The organism is Saccharicrinis sp. GN24d3 (assembly GCF_052400645.1).
GTDB lineage: Bacteria > Bacteroidota > Bacteroidia > Bacteroidales > Marinilabiliaceae > Saccharicrinis.
In genome coordinates this window covers 151,229-173,095 of sequence record NZ_JBQTGI010000009.1, presented here as the reverse complement: position 1 = coordinate 173,095, position 21,867 = coordinate 151,229, and the positions used below count along the sequence as shown (strand labels likewise).

At 40.4% G+C, this 21,867-nt stretch carries 15 protein-coding genes; 8 read left to right on the top strand and 7 right to left on the bottom strand.

Annotated elements, in window-relative coordinates:
• Positions 1 to 44: 44 nt before the first annotated feature.
• The 4 genes from ACT29I_RS12440 to ACT29I_RS12425 all read right to left on the bottom strand — a co-directional run bounded on the left by ACT29I_RS12440 (position 45) and on the right by ACT29I_RS12425 (position 3,157).
• Positions 45 to 419, bottom strand: a complete 375-nt coding sequence (locus ACT29I_RS12440) for a hypothetical protein (protein WP_430932001.1) — start codon at positions 417 to 419, stop codon at positions 45 to 47.
• Positions 420 to 485: 66 nt separating this feature from the next.
• A complete protein-coding gene (locus tag ACT29I_RS12435; protein ID WP_430931999.1) occupies positions 486 to 992 on the bottom strand; it encodes a hypothetical protein in 507 nt (168 codons plus the stop codon).
• A 258-nt stretch (positions 993 to 1,250) separates the two neighbouring features.
• Positions 1,251 to 2,135 (bottom strand): acetoacetate decarboxylase family protein, encoded by an 885-nt coding sequence (locus ACT29I_RS12430; protein WP_430931997.1) that lies wholly within the window; start codon positions 2,133 to 2,135, stop codon positions 1,251 to 1,253.
• A 2-nt stretch (positions 2,136 to 2,137) separates the two neighbouring features.
• Complete coding sequence (locus tag ACT29I_RS12425; protein WP_444793583.1) at positions 2,138 to 3,157, bottom strand: hypothetical protein; 1,020 nt, start codon at positions 3,155 to 3,157, stop codon at positions 2,138 to 2,140.
• Positions 3,158 to 3,860: 703 nt separating this feature from the next.
• Between ACT29I_RS12425 and ACT29I_RS12420 the strand changes: the two genes are divergently transcribed.
• Complete coding sequence (locus tag ACT29I_RS12420; protein WP_444793582.1) at positions 3,861 to 5,732, top strand: hypothetical protein; 1,872 nt, start codon at positions 3,861 to 3,863, stop codon at positions 5,730 to 5,732.
• Positions 5,733 to 5,896: 164 nt separating this feature from the next.
• On the opposite strand, the gene ACT29I_RS12415 is transcribed toward ACT29I_RS12420, so the two are convergent.
• From ACT29I_RS12415 to gltB, 3 genes are all read right to left on the bottom strand, one after another.
• Positions 5,897 to 7,138, bottom strand: coding sequence for a PAS domain-containing sensor histidine kinase (locus tag ACT29I_RS12415; RefSeq protein ID WP_444793581.1), 1,242 nt, complete (start codon positions 7,136 to 7,138; stop codon positions 5,897 to 5,899).
• A gap of 901 nt (positions 7,139 to 8,039) precedes the next feature.
• Positions 8,040 to 9,467, bottom strand: coding sequence for a glutamate synthase subunit beta (locus tag ACT29I_RS12410; protein ID WP_444793580.1), 1,428 nt, complete (start codon positions 9,465 to 9,467; stop codon positions 8,040 to 8,042).
• 102 nt (positions 9,468 to 9,569) lie between these two features.
• Complete coding sequence (gltB, locus tag ACT29I_RS12405) at positions 9,570 to 14,087, bottom strand: glutamate synthase large subunit (protein WP_444793579.1); 4,518 nt, start codon at positions 14,085 to 14,087, stop codon at positions 9,570 to 9,572.
• A gap of 954 nt (positions 14,088 to 15,041) precedes the next feature.
• Here gltB and ACT29I_RS12400 point away from each other — a divergent pair.
• From ACT29I_RS12400 to ACT29I_RS12370, 7 genes are all read left to right on the top strand, one after another.
• A complete protein-coding gene (locus tag ACT29I_RS12400; protein ID WP_430931990.1) occupies positions 15,042 to 16,046 on the top strand; it encodes an outer membrane beta-barrel protein in 1,005 nt (334 codons plus the stop codon).
• Between the two features lie 206 nt (positions 16,047 to 16,252).
• Positions 16,253 to 16,597 (top strand): P-II family nitrogen regulator, encoded by a 345-nt coding sequence (locus ACT29I_RS12395; RefSeq protein WP_430931989.1) that lies wholly within the window; start codon positions 16,253 to 16,255, stop codon positions 16,595 to 16,597.
• A gap of 47 nt (positions 16,598 to 16,644) precedes the next feature.
• Positions 16,645 to 17,838, top strand: a complete 1,194-nt coding sequence (locus ACT29I_RS12390; RefSeq protein WP_430931988.1) for an ammonium transporter — start codon at positions 16,645 to 16,647, stop codon at positions 17,836 to 17,838.
• Positions 17,839 to 18,643: 805 nt separating this feature from the next.
• The gene (locus tag ACT29I_RS12385) at positions 18,644 to 18,847 is read left to right on the top strand and encodes a DUF4492 domain-containing protein (RefSeq protein ID WP_430931986.1); all 204 of its coding nucleotides are present in this window, start codon (positions 18,644 to 18,646) and stop codon (positions 18,845 to 18,847) included.
• Between the two features lie 11 nt (positions 18,848 to 18,858).
• Positions 18,859 to 20,457, top strand: coding sequence for a cytochrome ubiquinol oxidase subunit I (locus ACT29I_RS12380; protein ID WP_430931985.1), 1,599 nt, complete (start codon positions 18,859 to 18,861; stop codon positions 20,455 to 20,457).
• Positions 20,457 to 21,590, top strand: a complete 1,134-nt coding sequence (gene cydB, locus ACT29I_RS12375) for a cytochrome d ubiquinol oxidase subunit II (RefSeq protein WP_430931984.1) — start codon at positions 20,457 to 20,459, stop codon at positions 21,588 to 21,590. Before ACT29I_RS12380 ends, cydB begins: the two co-directional genes overlap by 1 nt.
• Positions 21,591 to 21,621: 31 nt before the next feature.
• Positions 21,622 to 21,765, top strand: coding sequence for a hypothetical protein (locus tag ACT29I_RS12370; RefSeq protein ID WP_430931983.1), 144 nt, complete (start codon positions 21,622 to 21,624; stop codon positions 21,763 to 21,765).
• Positions 21,766 to 21,867: the final 102 nt, after the last annotated feature.

Below are 21,867 nucleotides of genomic sequence, written 5' to 3'. Positions count from 1 at the left end.
AAACCTTAATCACTTATTCAAGGGAGGTTGCAAATTTCATGTTGCTAATTCTCCAACTCTTTTAAATAATATAAAAAGAGTAGACCGGAGAATAAATCAAACAACGCCACTCCTGCTGCAATGGGTGCAAATATTCCGTTTAAAATCCCCACACCTACTGCAACAAATGCACCGAGTTTTTGCAAAGCACACCACAGAATGGCAGGTTTTTGCGGGTACGGGCTATAAATGGCATGTATCATCAAGCCGCCAAACAGGGTCATAAACATGCCAACAATGGCAAAAAAATGCGACGACGCTTCTGTAATTTCTCCTTGAATGATGTTTAGAACAGTTTGGGGCGATAACATTTGCACCAAACCGGAAAGTATGGTGGCAATGGAAATTATGATAACGACAAGGTTTAAATATCTACGCATGTGTTTTAATTTATTTTCATTGATCATATTGCCTGTGCTTTATTTCTATCGCTCTTTTAGAATGATCTAAATAATTGCACCGGCCACGCCTGTTTCATGGGCTTGTTTTAATTTAATGTCTGTTCGGAAAAAGTAAATCGCCATGGTGACCCACTGTAAAGTCCAAATGCTTACCCTAATTCTATTGAGATTCATCCATTGATTTAAAACTATTTTAAGCCGCACCGGATCATCAACTCCTGCTGCCATCTCTTGGTTGTATTCAAAAATAAAATAGATGGTGAGGAGTGTGGCCAGAATCACCAATGTTAAAACAATGATGGGATACCATTTCAGGCTTGTTTTCCATTCTCCAAAAATAAATATGGCACAGCACAGCATCATCAGCATGGTCATGTACGTAAAAAAATCGGTGGCGGCCTGCACCTGCGGAACAAACTGCATATAGTAATTGTCCGGGGTTAATTCCGGTGCAGCAGGAAATGAGAATAAGACCAACGACCAGCCGGTCCCAAAATACATGGAAACACAGGCAAATAATACCACTTTGTTTAATGTCAGTAACTTTTTCATACGCTTGAAATTAGATAAGAGACTGATAAATAATAGTCGCCAAACACGAATGCTCAGAATTTTTTCTTATTAAATCCCTCCATGGAGGAATGTATACTTTAATGTATTGAACGCACAATAATCATAAGGTTGCATCCGTAAAAATAGGAAAGCACTGATATCCCAGGCAGCTTATAATTAACTTCCTACTGTCGATACAGCAGACGTTGTGCTATATAATTACAGTTGTGCTCTCCCCAGTTATTGACCCACTGCCGGTTATATCTTGAAATTATTATAATCCATTGACGGCGGTTCTAGCCAATCCTCGCTTAGCCCGAGATGGAAAATGCTTTCGAGTCCCTCGGGCATGCTTTTGGGAGGTTCATCATAAGTCATAAACCAGCAATCGAAATGATCATCGAGTATGCCGTTGGCCTGAGGCATAAACATGGTAAAAAACGGATCAGGATTAACATCAATATTCCGCAGGAACGACACCTTAGGATGGTCGCCAATAAACAGGTTGGCCTTTGCTTTGCCAAATAGGTTTACGCCTGCCTTTGAATTAAAATAAATGTAAGAAGCCATCAACATATTTCTGAAACGGCAATAATTGACGGTGCCCACTTTCAGCTTTAACGAGGATGACCTGGGACGGATAATCTCAATGCGAAAGGCAAAGTGTCCATCCTTTTCGTACTGACTGCTGACCATGTGGTCATCTATCTTAAAATCGAGATTGGCTTTGTGTTTGGGCATCCCCCAGATTCCTTTGCCACCTTTTACCGATATTTCGGAGCTAACAGGTAAGTCCAATATATACTGCCCCGTGCCATAGGTTTTCATCATCATGGCATTAAGGATGGGCGGAGCTGGTTTTTTACCATGCGTGCATCCAATGGCAATGCTGTACTCGATATACTTACCGATACTGGTATCCAAATAATTGATTACAGTTATCAGGAGCGCCGCTCTTCCGTTGGGCAACTTTAGGGCATGAATTTCATTTCCGGGCAGCAAGGCATTAGCCTTTTCCCAATCACAGGAAAACCCGGCCATCAGTGCAGGAGAATTTTTTGCACTCACCGGCAACTTATATGGGATATCGTCCACCAGGGCATATCGCCCTTCGTATCGCTTTATTCGTTTTGGTACTGCCATAGTTAATTTTTATTTAGTTCCTCAATCATAAGCGGAAAAACTTCCGCGGGGGCATCCTTGCCCCAAAAAACATCCAAATGGCTATACTTATCAAGTATGTACAGCTTGTGATATCCGGGATGTATTTTTTCCAGATATTTAAAAGTATTTCTTTGGCTGTCGGGCAAAAAACAAAGGTTTTGCTTTCCCCCAAAGAGTATTATCCTTGCGTCGCTTTTTATGGGCTCGTCCACGTAGGTAGTTTGCTTTTTAGCCGGATCTACCGACATGAGTGCGCCTTTGTGAATACACATTTTAATATGTTCAAAAAATGAAACGGGTACCTCGGCAAACTCATGCTGAATCCAGTCCATCGTTTTTTCATCCAGATTCTCAAGTCGCCACAAGGCAGGAAACCCGGCACCATAGGTAAAGCTCACAAACTTGCCCACCGGTGTATCTCTTTCCCAATGTGTGGCAGAAACCATGAAACGGAGAATTTTTGATTTAAAATCAGGCGCATGAAGTCCCCAGGCAGGGTTAAGATATTTGTAAAAAAGCTTTATAAACGGCAGCAAATAATTAATCTTGAAAATGGAAAATTTAGGGACAACAGGATGAAGTGAAACGGCATTGCTTATGATGGTTTTCACCTGTGGAACCAGACCCAGGGCCACCGATATCATAAAGCTGGTGCTTCCCTGACAATGAATAATGGCCTTCATTTCCTGCCTGCCCGTTAATTCCATAATCTTTTGAACTGCCGCGGGGTGATCATTCAGCGCTGCCTGATCCAAATCCCATTGGTTCGGCTGTAAGTCGATACTCGCTCGCCAATTTTCGAGCCACACATCATAGCCCTCCCGGGCCAATTGAGTAACAAGATTATCTTTGATAGGAGGATTAAAGATATCGGCACGCACACCCGCACCATGCACCAAAAGTACCGGACCTCGGGAGATATTGTTATGAATAAGGTGTTTTAAATTGCACTTTACCCCATCGTAAGCATCGAACTCTATTGTTTCAAAATGATGATCCATTGGTTATAATCTCATTAAATTGCATGAACAGTCAGCAACATAACCGTTAATGTACACGCATGATGTTGGCACACGTTATAAGCATTAACTGCTAAAGATTAAATCATCTGGGGTTTATAGGAAATGTCAGGCTCCTTCGTTTCGTAACATTCGTCACTTGAAAGAAGCAAGGAACATCCCTAAAACGAGTCTAAAACTCAACAATTTGCTGAATATAATGATTAATTGAATGAATGTCAATGATTGTATTTCGTACGTATTAAAATAATTGACCAATCAATGAAAGTTGCATATATCATCAACCAAAGAGAAATACCAAACCTTACCTATACCGGCATGTTATGTTGTCCGCAAGTTAGTTGCAAAACTTTAAATGATGAATTAGGCTCTTTTCTTTAATGGTTCATCACTTACTCAAATTTCATCCATAGAAACAAGCTATTTATGTCTATGTAAATTATGTTTACGTAATACCGTGTTGACAGATGGAATCAAACGTTGTAACTTACCATATATGGTATCCATTTATTCAGATATCATTTGTCGACCCAACTTGGTCATACGGAATGACCTAAAGCATATTACTTTTCAACTATATATGACATAACTACCTACAAATAAAACTGTAAGTGGTATAATTATTTAAGCGATCCTACAGACAAGCTTAACAAACTCACATTTACTAACTTAAAATTTAAAAGTCATGCGATTTATTTTAAGAGGAAACCTTTACGGATTGCTTTGCCGCGAAAACAGAATTCCGGTAAAGAACACTATTGTACGACTTTATCGCTACAATAACCAAGATGCAGTGGTTGCAGCTACCAATGCGCTTCCCAAGGAATTATTTCAAATTTACTCCAAAGCTGAGGTGAGCGAAAAATCGAATGATTTGCTAGCCGAAACCAAAACCGATGAAAATGGCATGTACACATTCGATCTGGATGGGAACAAACTCAAGTATGATGGGGGACCTGTTGAAATTATACTTTACTACCCCGATGTTCCTGATTATGGCCAAGCCAACCAGAAGCCTCATAAGAACTTTAAAGAATTTGGTGTCCGTCTCAACATTTTCCAGCCCGGCTGGAGACAAACCAACGACAATAACTTGTACGCCACCTTTAATTATATTATCAGCACTAAAAACTGGTGCTACATTTTGTCTCTACATGACTTATGGTTTATATTCGGACAACTCACCGTTTGCCAAACCAACACTCCCATTCCCGGCGTTACGGTAACCGCAATGGACGATGATGTGATAAGCGATGATGAACTGGGAAGTGCGGTCACCAACTCAAACGGTCAGTTTATTATTGTTTATACTTCAAAAGAATTTAAAAAAACTTTCCTTTCTCCATTGATCAATGTAGAAACACCATTGTTCCCATGGGGCAACGGTCCAGATGTATATTTCAAATATGCGACCTCTGCAGGAGAGTTTCACAAGGAGCCCTCATCGAGGGGCAGGATGAAAGATAGGGAAAACGTTGGCAATTGTTTCTGTGTAAATCTGTGTTTGGAAGAAGGGCCGCTTGATCCTCCTGAAACTGACGTAATTCCCGGTTTTTTCAAGATTGGACAAAACAGGGCATACCATATCCTGAATAACATTGACTCTACTACAGGCAGAACCATGGGTAAAGCAGTCGCAGGATGGAACGACCTTGCGTTTTTTTCTAACCTGAGTTTACTGGGCAGTTTAAACAAAAAAATCAACAGCAAACCGCTTGAATATAAATTCCAATATGAAGAATGGAATGCTCCGGGTGGCGCTGTGGTAACCCCATGGACTGATATTATGAAGCCCGACATCGCCAATACGGTAATTGGTTACACACAAGAACTTACCGGCGACATATTTAACCCCATAAAAATCACCGATTACGCGATACACCCTCATCCAGGTGAGATGGAGGTATTTTTTGATGCTTCTGACACTTGGGTTAAGGTACCTCAGCTGAGTAACTTTGTGGTAAATACGAACGGGTTGCTGATTAACCTGATTTCTTCGAAACTAATGAGCGGGACAGTGAATATGGCGGGTCTTGTTCCGGGCAATAATGCGGCAAGCGTACAACCTTTGCAAAAGAATCGCTACTTCAAATTGCGCATGATTAAACGGGAAGAAGGAAATGCAGCCACGGAAACCATTGCGGGCACTTCCAAAGAGATCGCCCTGTTTAACTTGTTATACTCAGGAGTTCCACAGCGCGGATCGTGGTTGCCAGGCACTTCAACAGAACGAGGTGTAGCCTGTTTGGACATTAAAGAAATGACCGGTAGCGGATGTGTTAAAATAACAAATTCATTAACTGTTAAATACACTGCCGCTAATCCAAACCTTGGAAATGTGAGAGTTACTATGTCAGGTCCCGGTGGCCCGCACGTATTCCCGGCAATAGCACACGATACAGCCGGAGAAGAAGCACACGGGGAAGTGGCTTACAGCGGAAGTGTAGCAGCATTACCCAATTGTGCATACATAGTATATGTACATGCCGATCTGAAACTTACAAATGGAGAATGGACACACCATGACATTTGGGATCATATGGCGTTCTGTAAATAGGAGATTTAACCCGCAATATTATAGGCTAGAAATTAGAGGTTAATCGTTAAAGGTTAACCTCTATTGCTTTTCATAACCCCAGGTTTGTTATTCGGAAATGGCCAATCTGCCCCCAAGGGTGACGAAAGTTTAGAATTTCGATGATGGCCATGTGCTTTTTTCCATCAATTATTTTTGTTGGGTTTCGTGTGGTAAGGTATCGTGAAATTAAATGTTGAGCCAATGCCTTCTTCACTTTCTACCCAAATTTTGCCGCCAAGCATTTCCACATAGGCTTTGCTAATCGATAATCCTAAACCTGCGCCTTGTCGAGCCACATTATTGGATATATCAGTTTGAATAAAACGGTCAAATATGGCTTGACACCAGTCTTTGGGGATCCCGATACCGGTATCTTTTACATAAAATTGTATTTGCTTTAGCGAACCCGTCAATTTATACCCAAATTCTATTGAGCCTGCAGATGTAAATTTAATGGCATTTTTAACGAGGTTGGTAAGAATGGCAAATATTTTTTCTCTATCGGTTGTAATGAAGGCATCTATTGTCGGCAAACTGGTTTTTAACGAAAACTCTATTTTTTTGGCTTCAACCTCTGGTTTAAAAAAAGTATAAATATATTCGCACTGCTCGTTGATATTCGTTTCTTTGATATCATATTTCATAAGTCCAGCCTCAATTTTTGAAATATCAATGATATCGTTGATGATACTTAGCATACGGACGCCACTTTGCTCAATTATACGGATGTACTCTTGCTGTTTATGTACAGTCAACTTCTGCGTTCTGAGTATTTCAGCAAAGCCAAGAATACCGTTCATTGGGGTTCTGATTTCGTGACTCATATTGGCAAGAAAAGCTGATTTTAACCTTTCGTTTTCTTCCGCTTGGAGCAATTCTTTTTCTGTCTGTTTTAGTTTGGTAAGGTCAATGTCGATGCAGAACAATTCTTGTTTCCGTCCGGGTATATTAATGATAGAGTGGTTTGAAAAAACCGATACACGTGAGCCGTCCTTTCTTAACAGTGACAATTCGGCCGCAGGAATGGGTTGTCCTGACACGGCCATCTCCTTTATCGCCTTATTTACAAAATCTTTCAATTCGGGCGGTATAATTAAATCCACCACATTCTTGCCAATCGCCTCTTGGGCACTGTATCCATATAATTTCTCAGATGCTCGATTCCAGTATTGTGTTGTGCCATCAGGGCCGTACCCTTGCACGGATATGTTTTCTATATCTTGCAATAAACACCGGAATCGTGCCTCGCTTTGCCTTAAAGCCTCTTCCATCCTATTGCGTTTGGCTATATCTTTTTGATATAAAGACTTTAAGGCATTATTCTCTCGCTTCAATGCCTGTAACTCTTTAATTAGTTCTGGATCGCTTTTATCTAATTCAATCATGATATCTGCTATTTAATACCGATATTATTTATGGGTTTGGTTAATGAATTGGCACTTGTTCCTGTTACCTATTAAGTTGGATATGGTTTTTATCTCTCATATAATACGTTCACTTAACTTTATAAAACAACTTATACAAAGGATAACAAATCTTTTTATAATTCCTTTTTAGGGAATTGTCATAAGTTATTCTTTGTTGCTTAATTAAAATTCAAGTTTTTGATGGGTTTTAATATATTGAAATTAGAATAAATCCCCAAGTAATACGATAGCTATATATAGCTGATTACTGTGTTATTATGCAACATTTTTTACGGCATCTTTGTCGCGTTAAGCACCTCATTATTTTTTGGCAGGTTTTATCGCATACCGATTACTTCCATATACTGTCTCTGTCTTTAATCGGCTGCTTTGTTTTGATATATGACACTATTCCGTTGACATAACCCCATTTTCGTTCTTTTAACTTGTATAGATGAATGTTAAACCGAATTCTGTCATTAGGAATTTTAAAAATTCAATTGCCAGCGGGCATAAGTCATCTCCGTTGCTAGCGGGATTGAAAATCGTAGATTGCCGTATTTAACCCTCAATATGTATTAAAAAATCTGTGACACACTGAAATTGCTTCAAAACAATACACTTCGTTACCTCACTTCATGGCACCAAAACGATGCTATGCCTTATTTCAGTAAAATCCTGTTTTATTGATCCTAACAGATCTACAACAAAGTTCTATGCATAATCCGGGATTAAGTATTGCATATATTTTGTTATTCGAATTGGAATTTTTAGATAAAGTCTATTGGCCTGTTTGGGTTAAGCAAAAAAAAAAGAAGGCCAACACGACCTTCCTTTTTTTTGCCCATAAGAGAGCTATTCTAATATTGTTTTGTTTCCACTAAACTAAACCAGATAAATAATTATTTACATTTTCCGCCGCCTCTTTACCTTTTTGGATGGCTGTAACCACCAAGCTGGCACCGTTGTGCGAATCGCCCGCCGCAAATACCTTATCAACGCTTGTTTGATAATTGTTATTTATTTTCAAGTTACCTCTTTGATCGGTTTCAATAGCCAATTCTTCCACTACACCTCTGTGTATGGCATGCACAAACCCCATGGATAGGAATACCAGGTCCACATCGATGATTTGTTCCGATCCGGCCACTTCGTTCATTTTCCAGGCCCCTTTCTCATCCTTGGTCCATTCTACCTCCACGAGCTCCACTTTTTTAAGGCTACCGTTTGAACCGATAAACTTTTTGGTTGACAAGCTCCATTTACGCTCACAACCTTCTTCGTGCGAAGTGGATGTTTTAAGCGTTGTAGGCCAGTAAGGCCATGGATTTCCTGCAGCCCTTTCCTCCGGTGGTTTAGGCAGAATCTCGATTTGGGTTACACTCCTGGCCTTTTGGCGGTTCGAAGTTCCTACACAATCGGAACCTGTATCACCGCCTCCAATCACCAATACATTCTTACCCTTGGCATCAATACGGTCTTTAACTGCAACTTTCGCACCCCGGTTTACCCTATTTTGTTGTGTAAGAAAATCCATCGCAAAATGAACCCCTTTTAATTCTCGCCCTTCAACAGGTAAATCACGTGGTTGCATAGCTCCAATAGCCAGTACTACCGCATCAAAATCGTTCAATAACTTCGAACATTTCACATCAAAACCAACATATTGATTGGTTTTAAACTTGATCCCTTCCTGCTGAAACAATTCGAGACGACGATCAATAATTTTTTTGTTCAGCTTAAAGTCAGGGATACCGAAGCGTAACAGGCCACCAATGGCTTCGTCCTTCTCGAATACAGTTACCGTATGTCCCATTTGGTTTAACACATCGGCTGTAGACAAGCCTGCAGGTCCCGAACCAATTACCGCCACTTTTTTTCCGGTGCGCACCTTAGGGATACGAGGCAGAATATAACCTTCTGCAAATGCTTTTTCAACTACCGAAGCTTCGTTTTCGCGGATAGTTACCGATTCCTTGTGAATAGCTAACACACATGATTTCTCACATGGATTGGGACAAATACGTCCCGTAAACTCAGGAAAACTATTGGTTGAATGTAATATATCGCTTGCGAGTTTCCAATCTCCCTTATAAATGGCATCTTGCCATTCCGGAATTTTGCTTCCTACAGGACAAGCCCAGTGACAAAAAGGAATACCACAATCCATACATCTGGATGCCTGCAGTTTTCGATCCTGTTCGTTGAGCGTTTGTTCCACTTCACCATAATCATCAGTACGCTCAGCTACGGGGCGGTAGCCACTCTCCTTTCGTGCTACCTCAATAAAACCTTTTGGATTACCCATATTTATATTTTTTTGAAAAGTTAGTCCAACTGGCCCGCACCCATCATTGAGTACCGGCATGTTTCCGGACTTCCTTCTTTATTCAAGACTTTTGAAAAATTATTATTCGTTTACGAAAGGAGCATCCTCCGTTTCCTTAAGCTTTTGCTCAAGCTCTTTTATTTTAAGCTCCTGAAGTACTTTCTTGTACTCAAAAGGTATAACTTTAATAAACTTTGGCAAATATTTGTTCCAGTTCACCAAAATATCCTGGGCTTTTTCGCTATTGGTGTGCAGCAGGTGCTTATTCAACAAAAACTGAAGTTCTTGCACATCTGCGGCGTCTTCAACCGGCGACAACTCCACCAAGCCTTTATTACAGTAGTATTCGAAATTACCTTCTTCATCCAGCACGTACGCAATACCTCCGCTCATACCTGCGGCAAAGTTTCTACCCGTTTTACCGATAACGACTACTCTACCTCCAGTCATGTATTCACAACAGTGGTCTCCCACTCCCTCAACAACAGCAGAAGCTCCAGAGTTTCGTACACAGAATCGCTCACCGGCCACACCTCGTACATACACACTACCGGACGTGGCTCCATAAAGAACCGTGTTACCAATGATGATATTTTCTTCAGGTTTAAACGTCGATCCTGCCGGTGGAATTACCATAATCTTACCGCCTGAAAGTCCTTTACCGAGATAGTCATTGGCATCTCCTTCCAGCTTAAACGCTAATCCTTTGCTTAGGAAAGCCCCAAAGCTTTGCCCTGCTGAACCGCTAAACTTACAGTTGATGGTGTTTTTAGGCAAGCCTTCTTCACCATATCGCTTACTGACTTCGCCTGATAACATAGAACCAACAGTACGGTCCGTGTTTCCTATTTCTTTGGCAATCCACACTTTAGATTGATTCAACAATGCCGGTTGTGCCTCTTCAATCAACTGCCAATCCATCACTTCATCAATACCATGCTTTTGCACCGATGTATGATGTAAAGGATAGATCTTGGCTTCGTCAGGGAAATGAAGCAGTCTGCTCATATCAATCCCCTTGGTTTTCCAGTTTCCAACTGTCGGATCTTGCTCCATCAAGTCGGTACGTCCGATCACCTCGTCCAATGATTTGTATCCTAACTGTGCCAGATATTCACGAACCTCCTCGGCAATAAAGTTCATGTAGTTAACCACATACTTGTATTTACCTATGAATCGTTTTCTTAACTCAGTATTTTGGGTTGCGATACCCGCAGGACACGTATTCAAATGACACTTTCGCATCATTATACATCCTAAAGTTATTAATGCTGAAGTGGCAAAACCGAATTCCTCAGCGCCAAGAATAGCCATTTTAATGACATCCAATCCTGTTTTTAGCTGACCGTCGGTTTGTAATTTAACCCTACCTCTGAGGTTGTTCATTACCAAAGTCTGCTGGGTCTCAGCCAAACCTACCTCGACCGGCATACCTGCGTGTTTTACAGAACTTGTTGGGGAGGCACCTGTTCCTCCCTCGGTTCCTGCAATCACAATCAGGTCGGCATGGGCTTTGGCCACACCGGCAGCAATTGTTCCTACTCCCGTCTCCGAAACTAACTTAACGCTCACATTCGCTGATGGGTTAGTACATTTCAGGTCGAATATCAACTGGGCCAAATCCTCAATTGAATAAATATCGTGATGGGGAGGAGGCGAAATCAGTGTAATACCCGGGGTCGAATTTCTCAACTTGGCAATAATCTTGTCTACTTTAAATCCCGGCAGCTGACCGCCTTCACCTGGCTTAGCGCCCTGTGCTACTTTGATTTGAAGCTCATCGGCATTCACCAGGTAATTATTGGTTACGCCAAACCTTCCCGAAGCCACCTGTTTGATGGAACTGCGCGCATTCGACTTAAACCTTTCCGCATCTTCGCCACCTTCCCCGGTGTTACTTCTTCCACCTACTTCGTTCATGGCCTTTGCCAATGCGGTATGTGCTTCCTTAGAGATTGAACCGTAGCTCATGGCTCCTGTTACAAACCTCTTGGTTATTTTTTCAACCGACTCAACCTCACTGATATCAATTGGCTGACGGTCTTTTAGTTTTAATAAGCCACGTAAAAACAGAGGGTTTTTATTGTCCTCATCTACAATCTTACTGAACTCTTTAAATTTACTGTAGTCTCCATTAGTTGTTGACCATTGCAACAAGCCAATGGTTTCAGGGTTCCATCCGTGTTTTTCGCCATATTTGCGATAAGCGTAGCTACCTGTGCTGTTCAACAACTCATTAGCAGCTGTCTCCCCATAGGCTTTTTCGTGGAACATTTCCGCCTCACGTGCCAACTCCTCAAATCCTACGCCTCCAATTTTAGACGACGTTCCGGTAAAATACTTATCAATGATTTCCTGAGAAATACCTACAGCCTCAAAGATTTGTGCTCCATGATAACTTCTCAAGGTAGAGATACCCATTTTGGAAAGGATTTTCAATAATCCTTTGTCTACCGCCTTGATATAGTTTTCCCGCGCTTCGGCATAACCCATATTAATTTCGCCCTTCTTCACCAAATCGTCAATTGCAGCAAAACTCAAATATGGGTTGATAACACTTGCCCCAAAACCCAGCAACAAGGCATAATGCATTACTTCACGGGCTTCGCCGGTTTCCACCACAAGTCCGGTCTGCATTCGTTTTTTTGTCTTAATTAAATGGTGGTGTACTGCAGCTACGGCTAGCAACGACGGTACAGGTGCCATATCTTTATCGATTTTTCTATCCGATAAAATAACAAAGTTCTTTTTATCGTCAACTGCTTTTTCAGCCGCAGAACACATGGCTTCAATCGCTTTTTTCATTCCATCCCCACCCTCTTTTACAGGGTAAAGCATTGGAATAGTCACCTGTGTAAACTCTTCTCTTCGGTAGTCCTTAATCTTACCCAAATCGGTATTGGTAACAATGGGACTTTCGAACTTGATCAGACGACAGTGCGAAGGTGTATACTCCAGAATATTTTTAGAAGCAGAGCCAATATAGTTGGTCAATGCCATTACCAATCCTTCGCGTATTGGGTCAATAGGCGGGTTGGTAACCTGCGCAAACAACTGACGGAAATAGTTGAATAACCTTTGAGGTTTTTCCGACATGGCGGCTATAGGGGTATCGTTACCCATCGAAGTAATCGGTTCCATGCCGGTTTGCGCCATGGGTGTAATCAAGGTTTCAACATCTTCCTTGGAATAACCGAATGTTTTTAAGTAGGTATTAAAATTATCGATGGATGATTTAACCCTTTGTTTAACTTCTATATCTTTAAGACGAATACGATTTTCTTTCAACCAGTTCTCAAATGGATATTTTTGAGAAATCTGTGCTTTAATTTCCTGGTCAGGAATAATGATGCCCAACTTCGTATCTACCAACAGTAGTTTTCCCGGTTTTAAGCGACCTTTTTCCTTAATTTCTTCCGCAGCAAAAGTCTGCACGCCCACTTCAGAACCCATAATAATCATATCGTTCTTTGTAATCACATAACGTGATGGGCGTAAACCGTTCCTATCCAGGGTACCTCCAATGTAACGTCCATCGGAAAAAACGATGGATGCAGGACCATCCCAAGGTTCCATAATTGTGGAATGGAACTCATAATATGCCTTTAGACTTTTGGGTATCGGGTTTTTGTCGTTCCATGACTCCGGAATAAGCATACTTAATGCTTGTGGCAAGCTCCTTCCGGTCAGGAACAAGAATTCCAATACGTTATCCAGTGAGGCGGAATCACTTTTGCCCGGCTCAATTACCGGGAAAATCTTTTTCAAATCTTCTCCAAAAAGATCGGATTTCAACAGGGACTCGCGTGCTTGCATCCACAAACGGTTACCCTTAATGGTGTTAATTTCACCATTGTGCGCCATAATGCGGAAAGGTTGAGCCAAATCCCATGCCGGGAAAGTATTGGTACTAAACCTGGAGTGAACCAATGAGATGGCACTCTTCAGTTTTGGATTTTGAAGATCCAGGAAATAGGCACCTACCTGGTCAGGTGTTAACATCCCTTTATAAATAAATATCTTGCTAGATAAAGACGGAATGTAAAAGGCCTCTTTTTCTTTCAGTTCCGATTCCCTGATCTTTCTTTCAGTTACCTTACGGGCAATATAAAGCTTACGTTCCAGTTTATTCTGTTCGTAATTGCCTTTCACAAAAATCTGGCGAATTCTGGGCTCGGTTCTTTTTGCAATCTCCCCTATCACACTGCCATCTACCGGAACATCACGATATCCAATCAGCTCCAGCCCCTCTTCCAGTAAGCTGGCATTCAATATTTCCTGACAAAGTAACGCTACCCTGTTTTCTTCGGGCAAGAATAACAATCCCGTACCATACTTACCTGGTTCCGGTAATTCAAAACCTAGTGAACTACAAAATTCATGCGGCACTTGTATCAATATTCCGGCTCCATCACCGGATTTATTATCTGAACTTTCTGCACCCCTGTGCGTCATGTTAACCAACACCTCAAGACCCCTGTTGACAATATCATGCGACTGTTGTCCTTTGATATTTGCCACAAAACCTATCCCACAGTTATCATGCTCATTGGCAGGGTCGTACAACCCTATTGCCTTTGGAAATCTCTTTTGCATCATATCTACATATTAATAAAGAAGGAATAATACTGAAACCTGATCCACCAAGCGTAGCAGTCAATCTCCCATTTCAATCATCTCCCTGGCTCTTGTCAAACCATTAGACACTAACCCTTATAAGATGACAATTATAATTTTTTCAACATATTTACTTTGAAAACGAAGCAAAAATAGCATTTTCGATTATATATTCCAAGATGCGACCTATAATATACGTTAAAAGATGACTTATTTGATGCATTTTACATGACATTTGTCATGCGGTAGATAAAAAAGCTAGGCGTTAACCACTGAATTACTAGCTGTTACCAATATGTGTATAAAATACAGAATGTGTGCATATATATTCATTCTGTTTTTTGTTGGAAACGAAGATAGTTGGCAGTTCTATTCGTAATCGGGATCAATCTTACTCAGACAAACTAATTCGACATCAACTCAAAGTGTACCGTAAAGATATGAACAACCAGGAATGACAACCAATACTTTCGTAAAATCACTCCAATAATAATTAATAATAATAATAATAAGCGCGGCAGATTAACTTGCAGATAGATAAACATCATCACTTTTGCCCTAACAATAGACGCATCGTCCGACACGAGTGTGAAAAGGTCAAATAAAATTATTGGGATGACAAGGTTACCATTTATATCACTTTTTCTTTACCTACCTCAATTTAAAACATAAAGCTATAACTATTAATGCGTTTTTACTTTCAGATCGTTACTTTTTATAGGGTATAATTTACTTTTTTACATCTTTTAATAAAATTACCCCCTAAATTATTTGGGTAGAATTAAAAAAAACCACATTTTTGTAGCGTAACTATTGAAAAACGATACCCCAACAAGGAAAAAGTTCCTTTTATATAATGATCACCCCAACAACAACACCCCTTCGTTTTTCCAGAATTACAAATTATATGTGTAACCTATATTAATACCTATTAAAATGAAAAAAGTAATTTTATTTTTTGCCGTTGTTTTAGCTTTTGGAGCAACAACATTGAAGGCACAAGAAGAATCTTCTAAAGTAGAAATCACAGGTTCTGTAGATACTTATTTTAAGTATGACTTTTCTGGTGAAAGCCAAATTCCAACCTCTTTTGCGGACGAGCAAAATTCAATTTCAATTGGTATGATTGATTTAGGATTCGCCAAAACAGTTGGCAAAGCAAGTTTCTACGGAGAATTATCTTTTGGCCCTAGAAGCGCACAATCTATTCCAATGGACGGTGGTATCAACATCCAAAATCTTTATGTTAGTTATGCATTAAGCGATGCTGTTTCATTAACAGGGGGTTATATGGGTACTTTTGTAGGATATGAAGTTATCTCTCCTGCTGCTAACTTTAACTACTCAACTTCTTACCTGTTCTCAGCCGGACCGTTTCAAAATGCAGGTTTTAAAATGGACTGGGCTATTGCCGATGGAGTTGGTTTGATGGTAGGATTATTTAATGACTGGAACGTGTATCAGGAAATAGATGGCATTTCGGATTTTGGGGCTCAACTTTCACTTTCTCCAGTTGAAGGATGGGACGCTTACATTAACTTTTTAACTGGTCCTGATTCAGGCACTATTTTAGACCTAACTACAGGGTATCAGATTACTGACGATTTTTACCTGGGATTAAATGCTGCTGATTTTTCTGCAGCAGAAGGAGATGGCGGATATACAGGATTCGCACTATACCCACAATATAGCTTTTCAGACAAAGTTGCTTTAGGTTATAGAGCTGAGTATTTTAAGGAAAAAGAAGTGGCTGAGTCATGGATGGTAGGTACGGAAAGTGTATTTTCTAGCACGCTCACATTAAACTTCTACGAAGGACCCTTTACTTTCTCTTCTGAGATTAGATTAGATTCTGCAAAAGATGAGATCTTCAGCAAAGAAAATGGTGATCCTACCAAATCAGCTACACAATTCTTATTAGCTGCTATTTATTCATTCTAAAAAAAGACTTTAAAATTTAAAAGAAGGTGAGGTAGTTGCTTTTGCGCTCATTTCTCAATACTTGAAAACCAAGCGATTGTTCTCTCCAATATGCGTTAAATTAAAGAAAGGGTAATTTTTCCTCCTTTTGTTTCCAATGCAAAACAATTGTTTCACCTTCTTTTGTTAAAAATATAAATAGTTCAAATAACTATAATAAAATTATCATGAAAAAAATTGAAGCTATTATCAGATTAACACGATACGAAAATGTAAAAAAGGCCCTTGAGGAGCAAGACATTACTTTCTTTTCGTACTGGGATGTTAGAGGTACCGGAACCGCCAGGGAAGGTCACTTATACAGAGGTACCGTTTATGACACAAGTATTATCGAGCGTCGCCTGATTTCTATTATCGTACGCGATGAAAACCTGGACAAAACAGTACAAGCACTGATGTCTGCTGCCAGAAGCGGCGAAATAGGTGACGGTAGAATATTCGTAACCGAGGTTGAAGAAACTTACAGAATTCGCACTGGCGAATCCGGACCGGAAACACTTTATATCAAGTAAACAACCTATTATTAATCTGATTTAAAAAACATTAAAAGACAAATATTATGGATGCAAACGCAGCTTTAGATATATTATGGATACTGGTAGCTGGTATTTTAGTATTTTTTATGCAGGCAGGATTTGCCTTGGTTGAGGCAGGTTTTACAAGGGCCAAAAACGTAGGAAACATTATCATGAAAAACTTCATGGACTTTTCTTTTGGCTCATTGTTGTTCTGGATCATCGGTTACAGTATCATGTACGGTGGCGAAGGTGCTTTCTTTGGCGCTTTCGACTTGTTCTACAACGTTGATGGCGACTACCACAACCTCTTCTTTCAAACAGTTTTTGCTGCAACTGCCGCAACAATTGTATCAGGGGCCATGGCCGAACGAACAAAATTTAGTACTTACCTGATATATTCTGTTGTTATTACAGGTATCATCTATCCTATCTCAGGACACTGGGTTTGGGGAGGTGGATGGCTATCTACTTTGGAAACACCATTCCATGACTTCGCCGGTTCAACTGTTGTTCACTCTGTGGGTGGATGGATGGCCTTGGCAGGAGCCTGGACCATAGGCCCTCGTCTTGGCAAATACAATGGCGGCACGAATGCCATACCTGGTCACAACATGGTATTAGGTGCACTTGGTGTATTCATTCTTTGGTTGGGATGGTTTGGATTTAACCCCGGATCACAATTAGCTATCAGCGGTGATAATGCCAATGCAGTAGCAAAAATATTTATTACAACAAACTTAGCCGCAGCAGCTGGTGCTGTTGTTACCATGTTTGTAACTTGGTTCCGTTACGGAAAACCAGACCTTTCTATGACACTGAACGGCGCCTTAGCCGGTTTGGTTGGAATTACCGCGGGTTGTGATATTGTAAGCCCGGGTGGAGCCGCTATTATCGGTGCTCTTGCAGGTCTTATTGTAGTATTCTCTATCGAATTTCTAGATAAGAAACTAAGAGTGGATGATCCCGTAGGTGCTATTTCAGTGCACGGTGTATGTGGTGCCCTAGGTACATTACTTGTAGGCTTACTTGCTACAGACGGTGGTCTTTTGTATGGTGGCGGTGCCTCTTTATTGATAAGTCAGGCCATCGGTGTTCTTGTAATTGGCGCATGGGCCTTCGGTTTAGGTTTAATCTTATTCCAGGTACTTAAAGCAACAATTGGACTTAGAGTTTCTGAGCAAGAAGAAAGAGAAGGTCTTGATATACATGAGCACGGGCAGAGTTCTTACAATTAATCTTTGGAACAAAGCACAGTTTAAATTAGCACATAACCATAGCTTTTAAATACTTGATGTTAGCAGCCGGGAATTTTCCGGCTGCTTTTTTTATGCGCTGACTTACCATTTTTCGATTGTAATTCATACTGATTTACAACTTACAAAGCGTTAAATCCGGATTATGCATTAGAAACTTCGTCGTGAACATTGAAAGTGCAATAAAACAAGGCTTTACTGAAACGAGGCATAACTTGTCCCGATTACTTTCGGGAGCATCGTTATGGTGAGTTGAAGTGAAGCAGCGGAGTATCTTGTTTTAGGGTACTTCAATATTCATTATTCGAATCAAGGGTTAGAATAAAAGTTCCACCCATTCAGGGTTGTGATTCCATTGCCTTTTTTCCCTGGGTTTCACCCAGGGTTATTCAAGGTTTAACCACTACGTGGTTGATTTATATGAATTCTTATATCAACAAAGATATAATCAAGCCTCATAAAAAACTCAGAATGGGGTTTAATATGAATAACCGCGGGTGAAACCCGTGGATTCATAATCATGTAGACCGGGTACCCTGAAAGGGTTCAACTCTTCGAATTCATTACATATCTATATTAATTCAGGATACACCCTGAATCTTTTCCACTTTTTCGAACAGAAGCCTGCGGCAACGAAACATCAAAATTAAGATTATTGAACTTTCAAACATAATTCCCTATATTACCACTCTCTAATTAATTACGGAAAAAAATCTTTAATTTTTCTTAAATCAAAAAACAAATGTCGCTTACACTTGTTTTTTCATGACAAATAATCAAACAAGTGATGAAGAAAATTATCGACTTCTACTTAAATGGCTTTAAAAATTTACCCGATTGGGCCAGGTCCATGTGGTTTATTATTCTGATAAAACTGTTTATCATTTTTGTAGTGTTTAAGGTTTTCTTCTTTCAGAACAAGTTAAAAAAAGATTTTAACACAGACACTGAAAGGGCAGATCACGTTATTGAACAAATTACAACACCGTAAAATATTTTTAAATGTTAGAATCTGTAGACTTATCATTGGTCAATTGGTCCAGAGCTCAATTTGCATTGACGGCCATGTACCATTGGATTTTTGTGCCGTTGACACTTGGGTTGGGACTCATCATAGCTTTTATGGAGACCATCTACGTTAAAACCGGCCATCCCGAATGGAAGAGAATCACCAAATTCTGGATGAAACTGTTTGGGATCAACTTCGCTATTGGCGTGGCTACCGGAATTATCCTCGAGTTTGAGTTCGGAACCAACTGGAGTAATTACTCCTGGTTTGTGGGGGACATTTTTGGTGCGCCTCTTGCCATTGAAGGCATTATGGCTTTTTTTATGGAAAGCACCTTTATTGCCGTTATGTTTTTTGGATGGGGGAAAGTGAGCAAAAAATTCCACCTTACCGCCACATGGTTAACAGCTATCGGCGCAAACCTTTCGGCAGTGTGGATATTGGTGGCCAATGCCTGGATGCAGGATCCTCAAGGAATGAAATTTAATCCTGACACGGCGCGTAACGAGATGATTAACTTTTGGGATATTTTTCTCTCTCAAAGTGCCGTAACCAAATTTTTACATACCACAACTTCAGGTTTTGTTCTAGCCGCTATTTTTGTGGTGGGTGTTAGCGCTTGGTTTTTACTCAAAAAAAGGGAAATACTTTTTGCCAAAAGAAGCATTGTTGTTGCGGCCACCTTTGGCGTTATTTCCTCCATCATGCTGATTGCGTCAGGTGATAGCTCAGCCCGCGAAATGGCCGAAAAACAACCCATGAAATTTGCTGCCATGGAGGCACTATACGAGGGTACAACCAACGCTCCTTTGATTGCTATCGGAATTATTGGAGACCCCCAGGACGACCCGATGGACAGCACGGCAAAAGAAGATTTCAGGATCAAAATAGAAATTCCAAACATGCTTTCTTATATGGCCTTTTTAAAACCGGATGCTTATGTTGCAGGAATAAAAGACTTAATCCTGGGCAACGAATCAAGAGGCATCATGTCCTATAAAGAAAAGATCCGACGCGGTTACGAAGCGCAACAAACCCTTGTCGCCTATAAAAAGGCACAAAAGGAAAATAGCCCAACGCTGGCCGACTTAAGGGCTAAATTTGACAACGACGAATGGATTAACAATTATTTTAAATACTTCGGGTACGGAAGCTATTACGATCCAGATCCGGTTCAACTAGAGAAAAACGCTTTTAAAATGATACCTCCCATTTCGCTTACTTTTTACGCTTTTCATATAATGGTTATTTTGGGCGGGCATTTTCTTATATTATTTATTATTATCCTGTGGCTATTATTCAAAAACAAACTGGAGAGCAATAAAATAGTGCTTTGGACTGCCGTATGGACCATCCCTTTGGTTTACATCGCTTCCGAGGCGGGGTGGGTAGTTGCCGAGGTAGGTCGGCAGCCTTGGGTTATCCAGGATTTAATGACAACCGCCCAGGCAGTTTCGCAGATTGACTCAAGTTCAGTGATGATCACCTTTTTCCTGTTTGCCATCACCTTTACCGCATTGTTGATTGCCGAAATAAAAATATTGACCAAACAAATTAAATTAGGACCTAAAAAAGAAAGGAGACTTCAGTAATGTTCGAAGAATTATCGCACTTAGCACTACAGCAATATTGGTGGTTCCTGGTTTCGTTATTGGGGGCCATCCTGGTATTCCTGATGTTTGTCCAGGGTGGGCAGACTTTGATATCCGCCCTAGGTAAATCCAAGGATGAAAAAACCATTTTGGTGAACGCTCTTGGACGCAAATGGGAATTTACGTTCACCACACTCGTTACCTTCGGAGGGGCGTTTTTTGCATCCTTCCCGTTATTTTACAGCACCAGTTTTGGAGGTGCCTACTGGGTTTGGATGATCATCCTATTTGCTTTTATTATTCAGGCCATTTCATACGAGTTCCGCAACAGACCCGGCAATGTGTACGGCCCTAAAACTTATGAAACCTTTCTGTTCATCAACGGCTTGATCGGCACCATATTTATAGGAACAGCAGTATCTACGTTCTTTACCGGCTCTAATTTCTCGGTAAATGAATACAATCAATCAAAATGGGACAATGGCTTTCACGGTCTTGAGGCTGCCTTGAACCTACATAATTTATCTCTCGGGTTCACTGTTTTCTTTTTGGCCAGAGTATTGGCCATTCTTTATTTTATGAATGCTGTGGATCAGAAAGAAATATTAGAACGGGCCAAAAAGCAGCTTTTGAGCAACGGAATCCCGTTTGTGGTTTTGTTTTTAACCTTTACCGTTTGGCTGCTGGTAAGGGATGGATTTGCGGTGAACCCGGATACCAAAGAAGTATTTTTACAACCTTTTAAGTATTTCAACAACTTAATTGAGATGCCGTTCGTTGGCATTGGATTCGTGGCCGGAGTGATACTGGTATTGTATGGAATAATAACCAGCTACTTAAAACCTAACACCAATGGAATTTGGTTTAGCGGGGCAGGTACAGTTATTACCGTTTTGATGTTATTTCTGTTGGCAGGATTTAACAACACTTCGTTTTATCCATCCATTAGCAGTTTACAGAGTTCACTGACCATCGAAAATGCCAGTTCCAGTCACTTTACCTTAACTGCGATGAGTTACGTTTCGCTGATGATTCCCTTTGTAATCGCATACATCTGGTACGTGTGGAAAGCCATCAACAACCGCAAGATCGATCAGGAAGAAATCGAATCGGATGATATACATATTTATTAGTTAAGAGATTTGGTATAATAAATTTAATCACATGAAATATTTACACGAAATACTATGGTACCTAAGCTGGCCTTTACTTATAATTATCAGCTATCAGGCCGTTAAATGGGCACTTAAAAAGTTTGAAAAAACCAACCTTGAAAAGTCAAACAATGCCGACTATTTTGATATCTAGCTATTAAATAATATCAATCAACTGTTAAGCCCCAGGAAGTTCTTGGGGCTTTTTATGTTATTAACATATGCCTAGTCCTGAAATAGCGTTAAAGAATTTTTA

Coding starts and splice junctions, on each gene's coding strand:
- ACT29I_RS12440 (WP_430932001.1), bottom strand. CDS start 419: ATGCGTAGATATTTAAACCTTGTCGTTATCATAATTTCCATTGCCACC.
- ACT29I_RS12435 (WP_430931999.1), bottom strand. CDS start 992: ATGAAAAAGTTACTGACATTAAACAAAGTGGTATTATTTGCCTGTGTT.
- ACT29I_RS12430 (WP_430931997.1), bottom strand. CDS start 2,135: ATGGCAGTACCAAAACGAATAAAGCGATACGAAGGGCGATATGCCCTG.
- ACT29I_RS12425 (WP_444793583.1), bottom strand. CDS start 3,157: ATGGATCATCATTTTGAAACAATAGAGTTCGATGCTTACGATGGGGTA.
- ACT29I_RS12420 (WP_444793582.1), top strand. CDS start 3,861: ATGCGATTTATTTTAAGAGGAAACCTTTACGGATTGCTTTGCCGCGAA.
- ACT29I_RS12415 (WP_444793581.1), bottom strand. CDS start 7,138: ATGATTGAATTAGATAAAAGCGATCCAGAACTAATTAAAGAGTTACAG.
- ACT29I_RS12410 (WP_444793580.1), bottom strand. CDS start 9,467: ATGGGTAATCCAAAAGGTTTTATTGAGGTAGCACGAAAGGAGAGTGGC.
- gltB (WP_444793579.1), bottom strand. CDS start 14,087: ATGATGCAAAAGAGATTTCCAAAGGCAATAGGGTTGTACGACCCTGCC.
- ACT29I_RS12400 (WP_430931990.1), top strand. CDS start 15,042: ATGAAAAAAGTAATTTTATTTTTTGCCGTTGTTTTAGCTTTTGGAGCA.
- ACT29I_RS12395 (WP_430931989.1), top strand. CDS start 16,253: ATGAAAAAAATTGAAGCTATTATCAGATTAACACGATACGAAAATGTA.
- ACT29I_RS12390 (WP_430931988.1), top strand. CDS start 16,645: ATGGATGCAAACGCAGCTTTAGATATATTATGGATACTGGTAGCTGGT.
- ACT29I_RS12385 (WP_430931986.1), top strand. CDS start 18,644: ATGAAGAAAATTATCGACTTCTACTTAAATGGCTTTAAAAATTTACCC.
- ACT29I_RS12380 (WP_430931985.1), top strand. CDS start 18,859: ATGTTAGAATCTGTAGACTTATCATTGGTCAATTGGTCCAGAGCTCAA.
- cydB (WP_430931984.1), top strand. CDS start 20,457: ATGTTCGAAGAATTATCGCACTTAGCACTACAGCAATATTGGTGGTTC.
- ACT29I_RS12370 (WP_430931983.1), top strand. CDS start 21,622: ATGAAATATTTACACGAAATACTATGGTACCTAAGCTGGCCTTTACTT.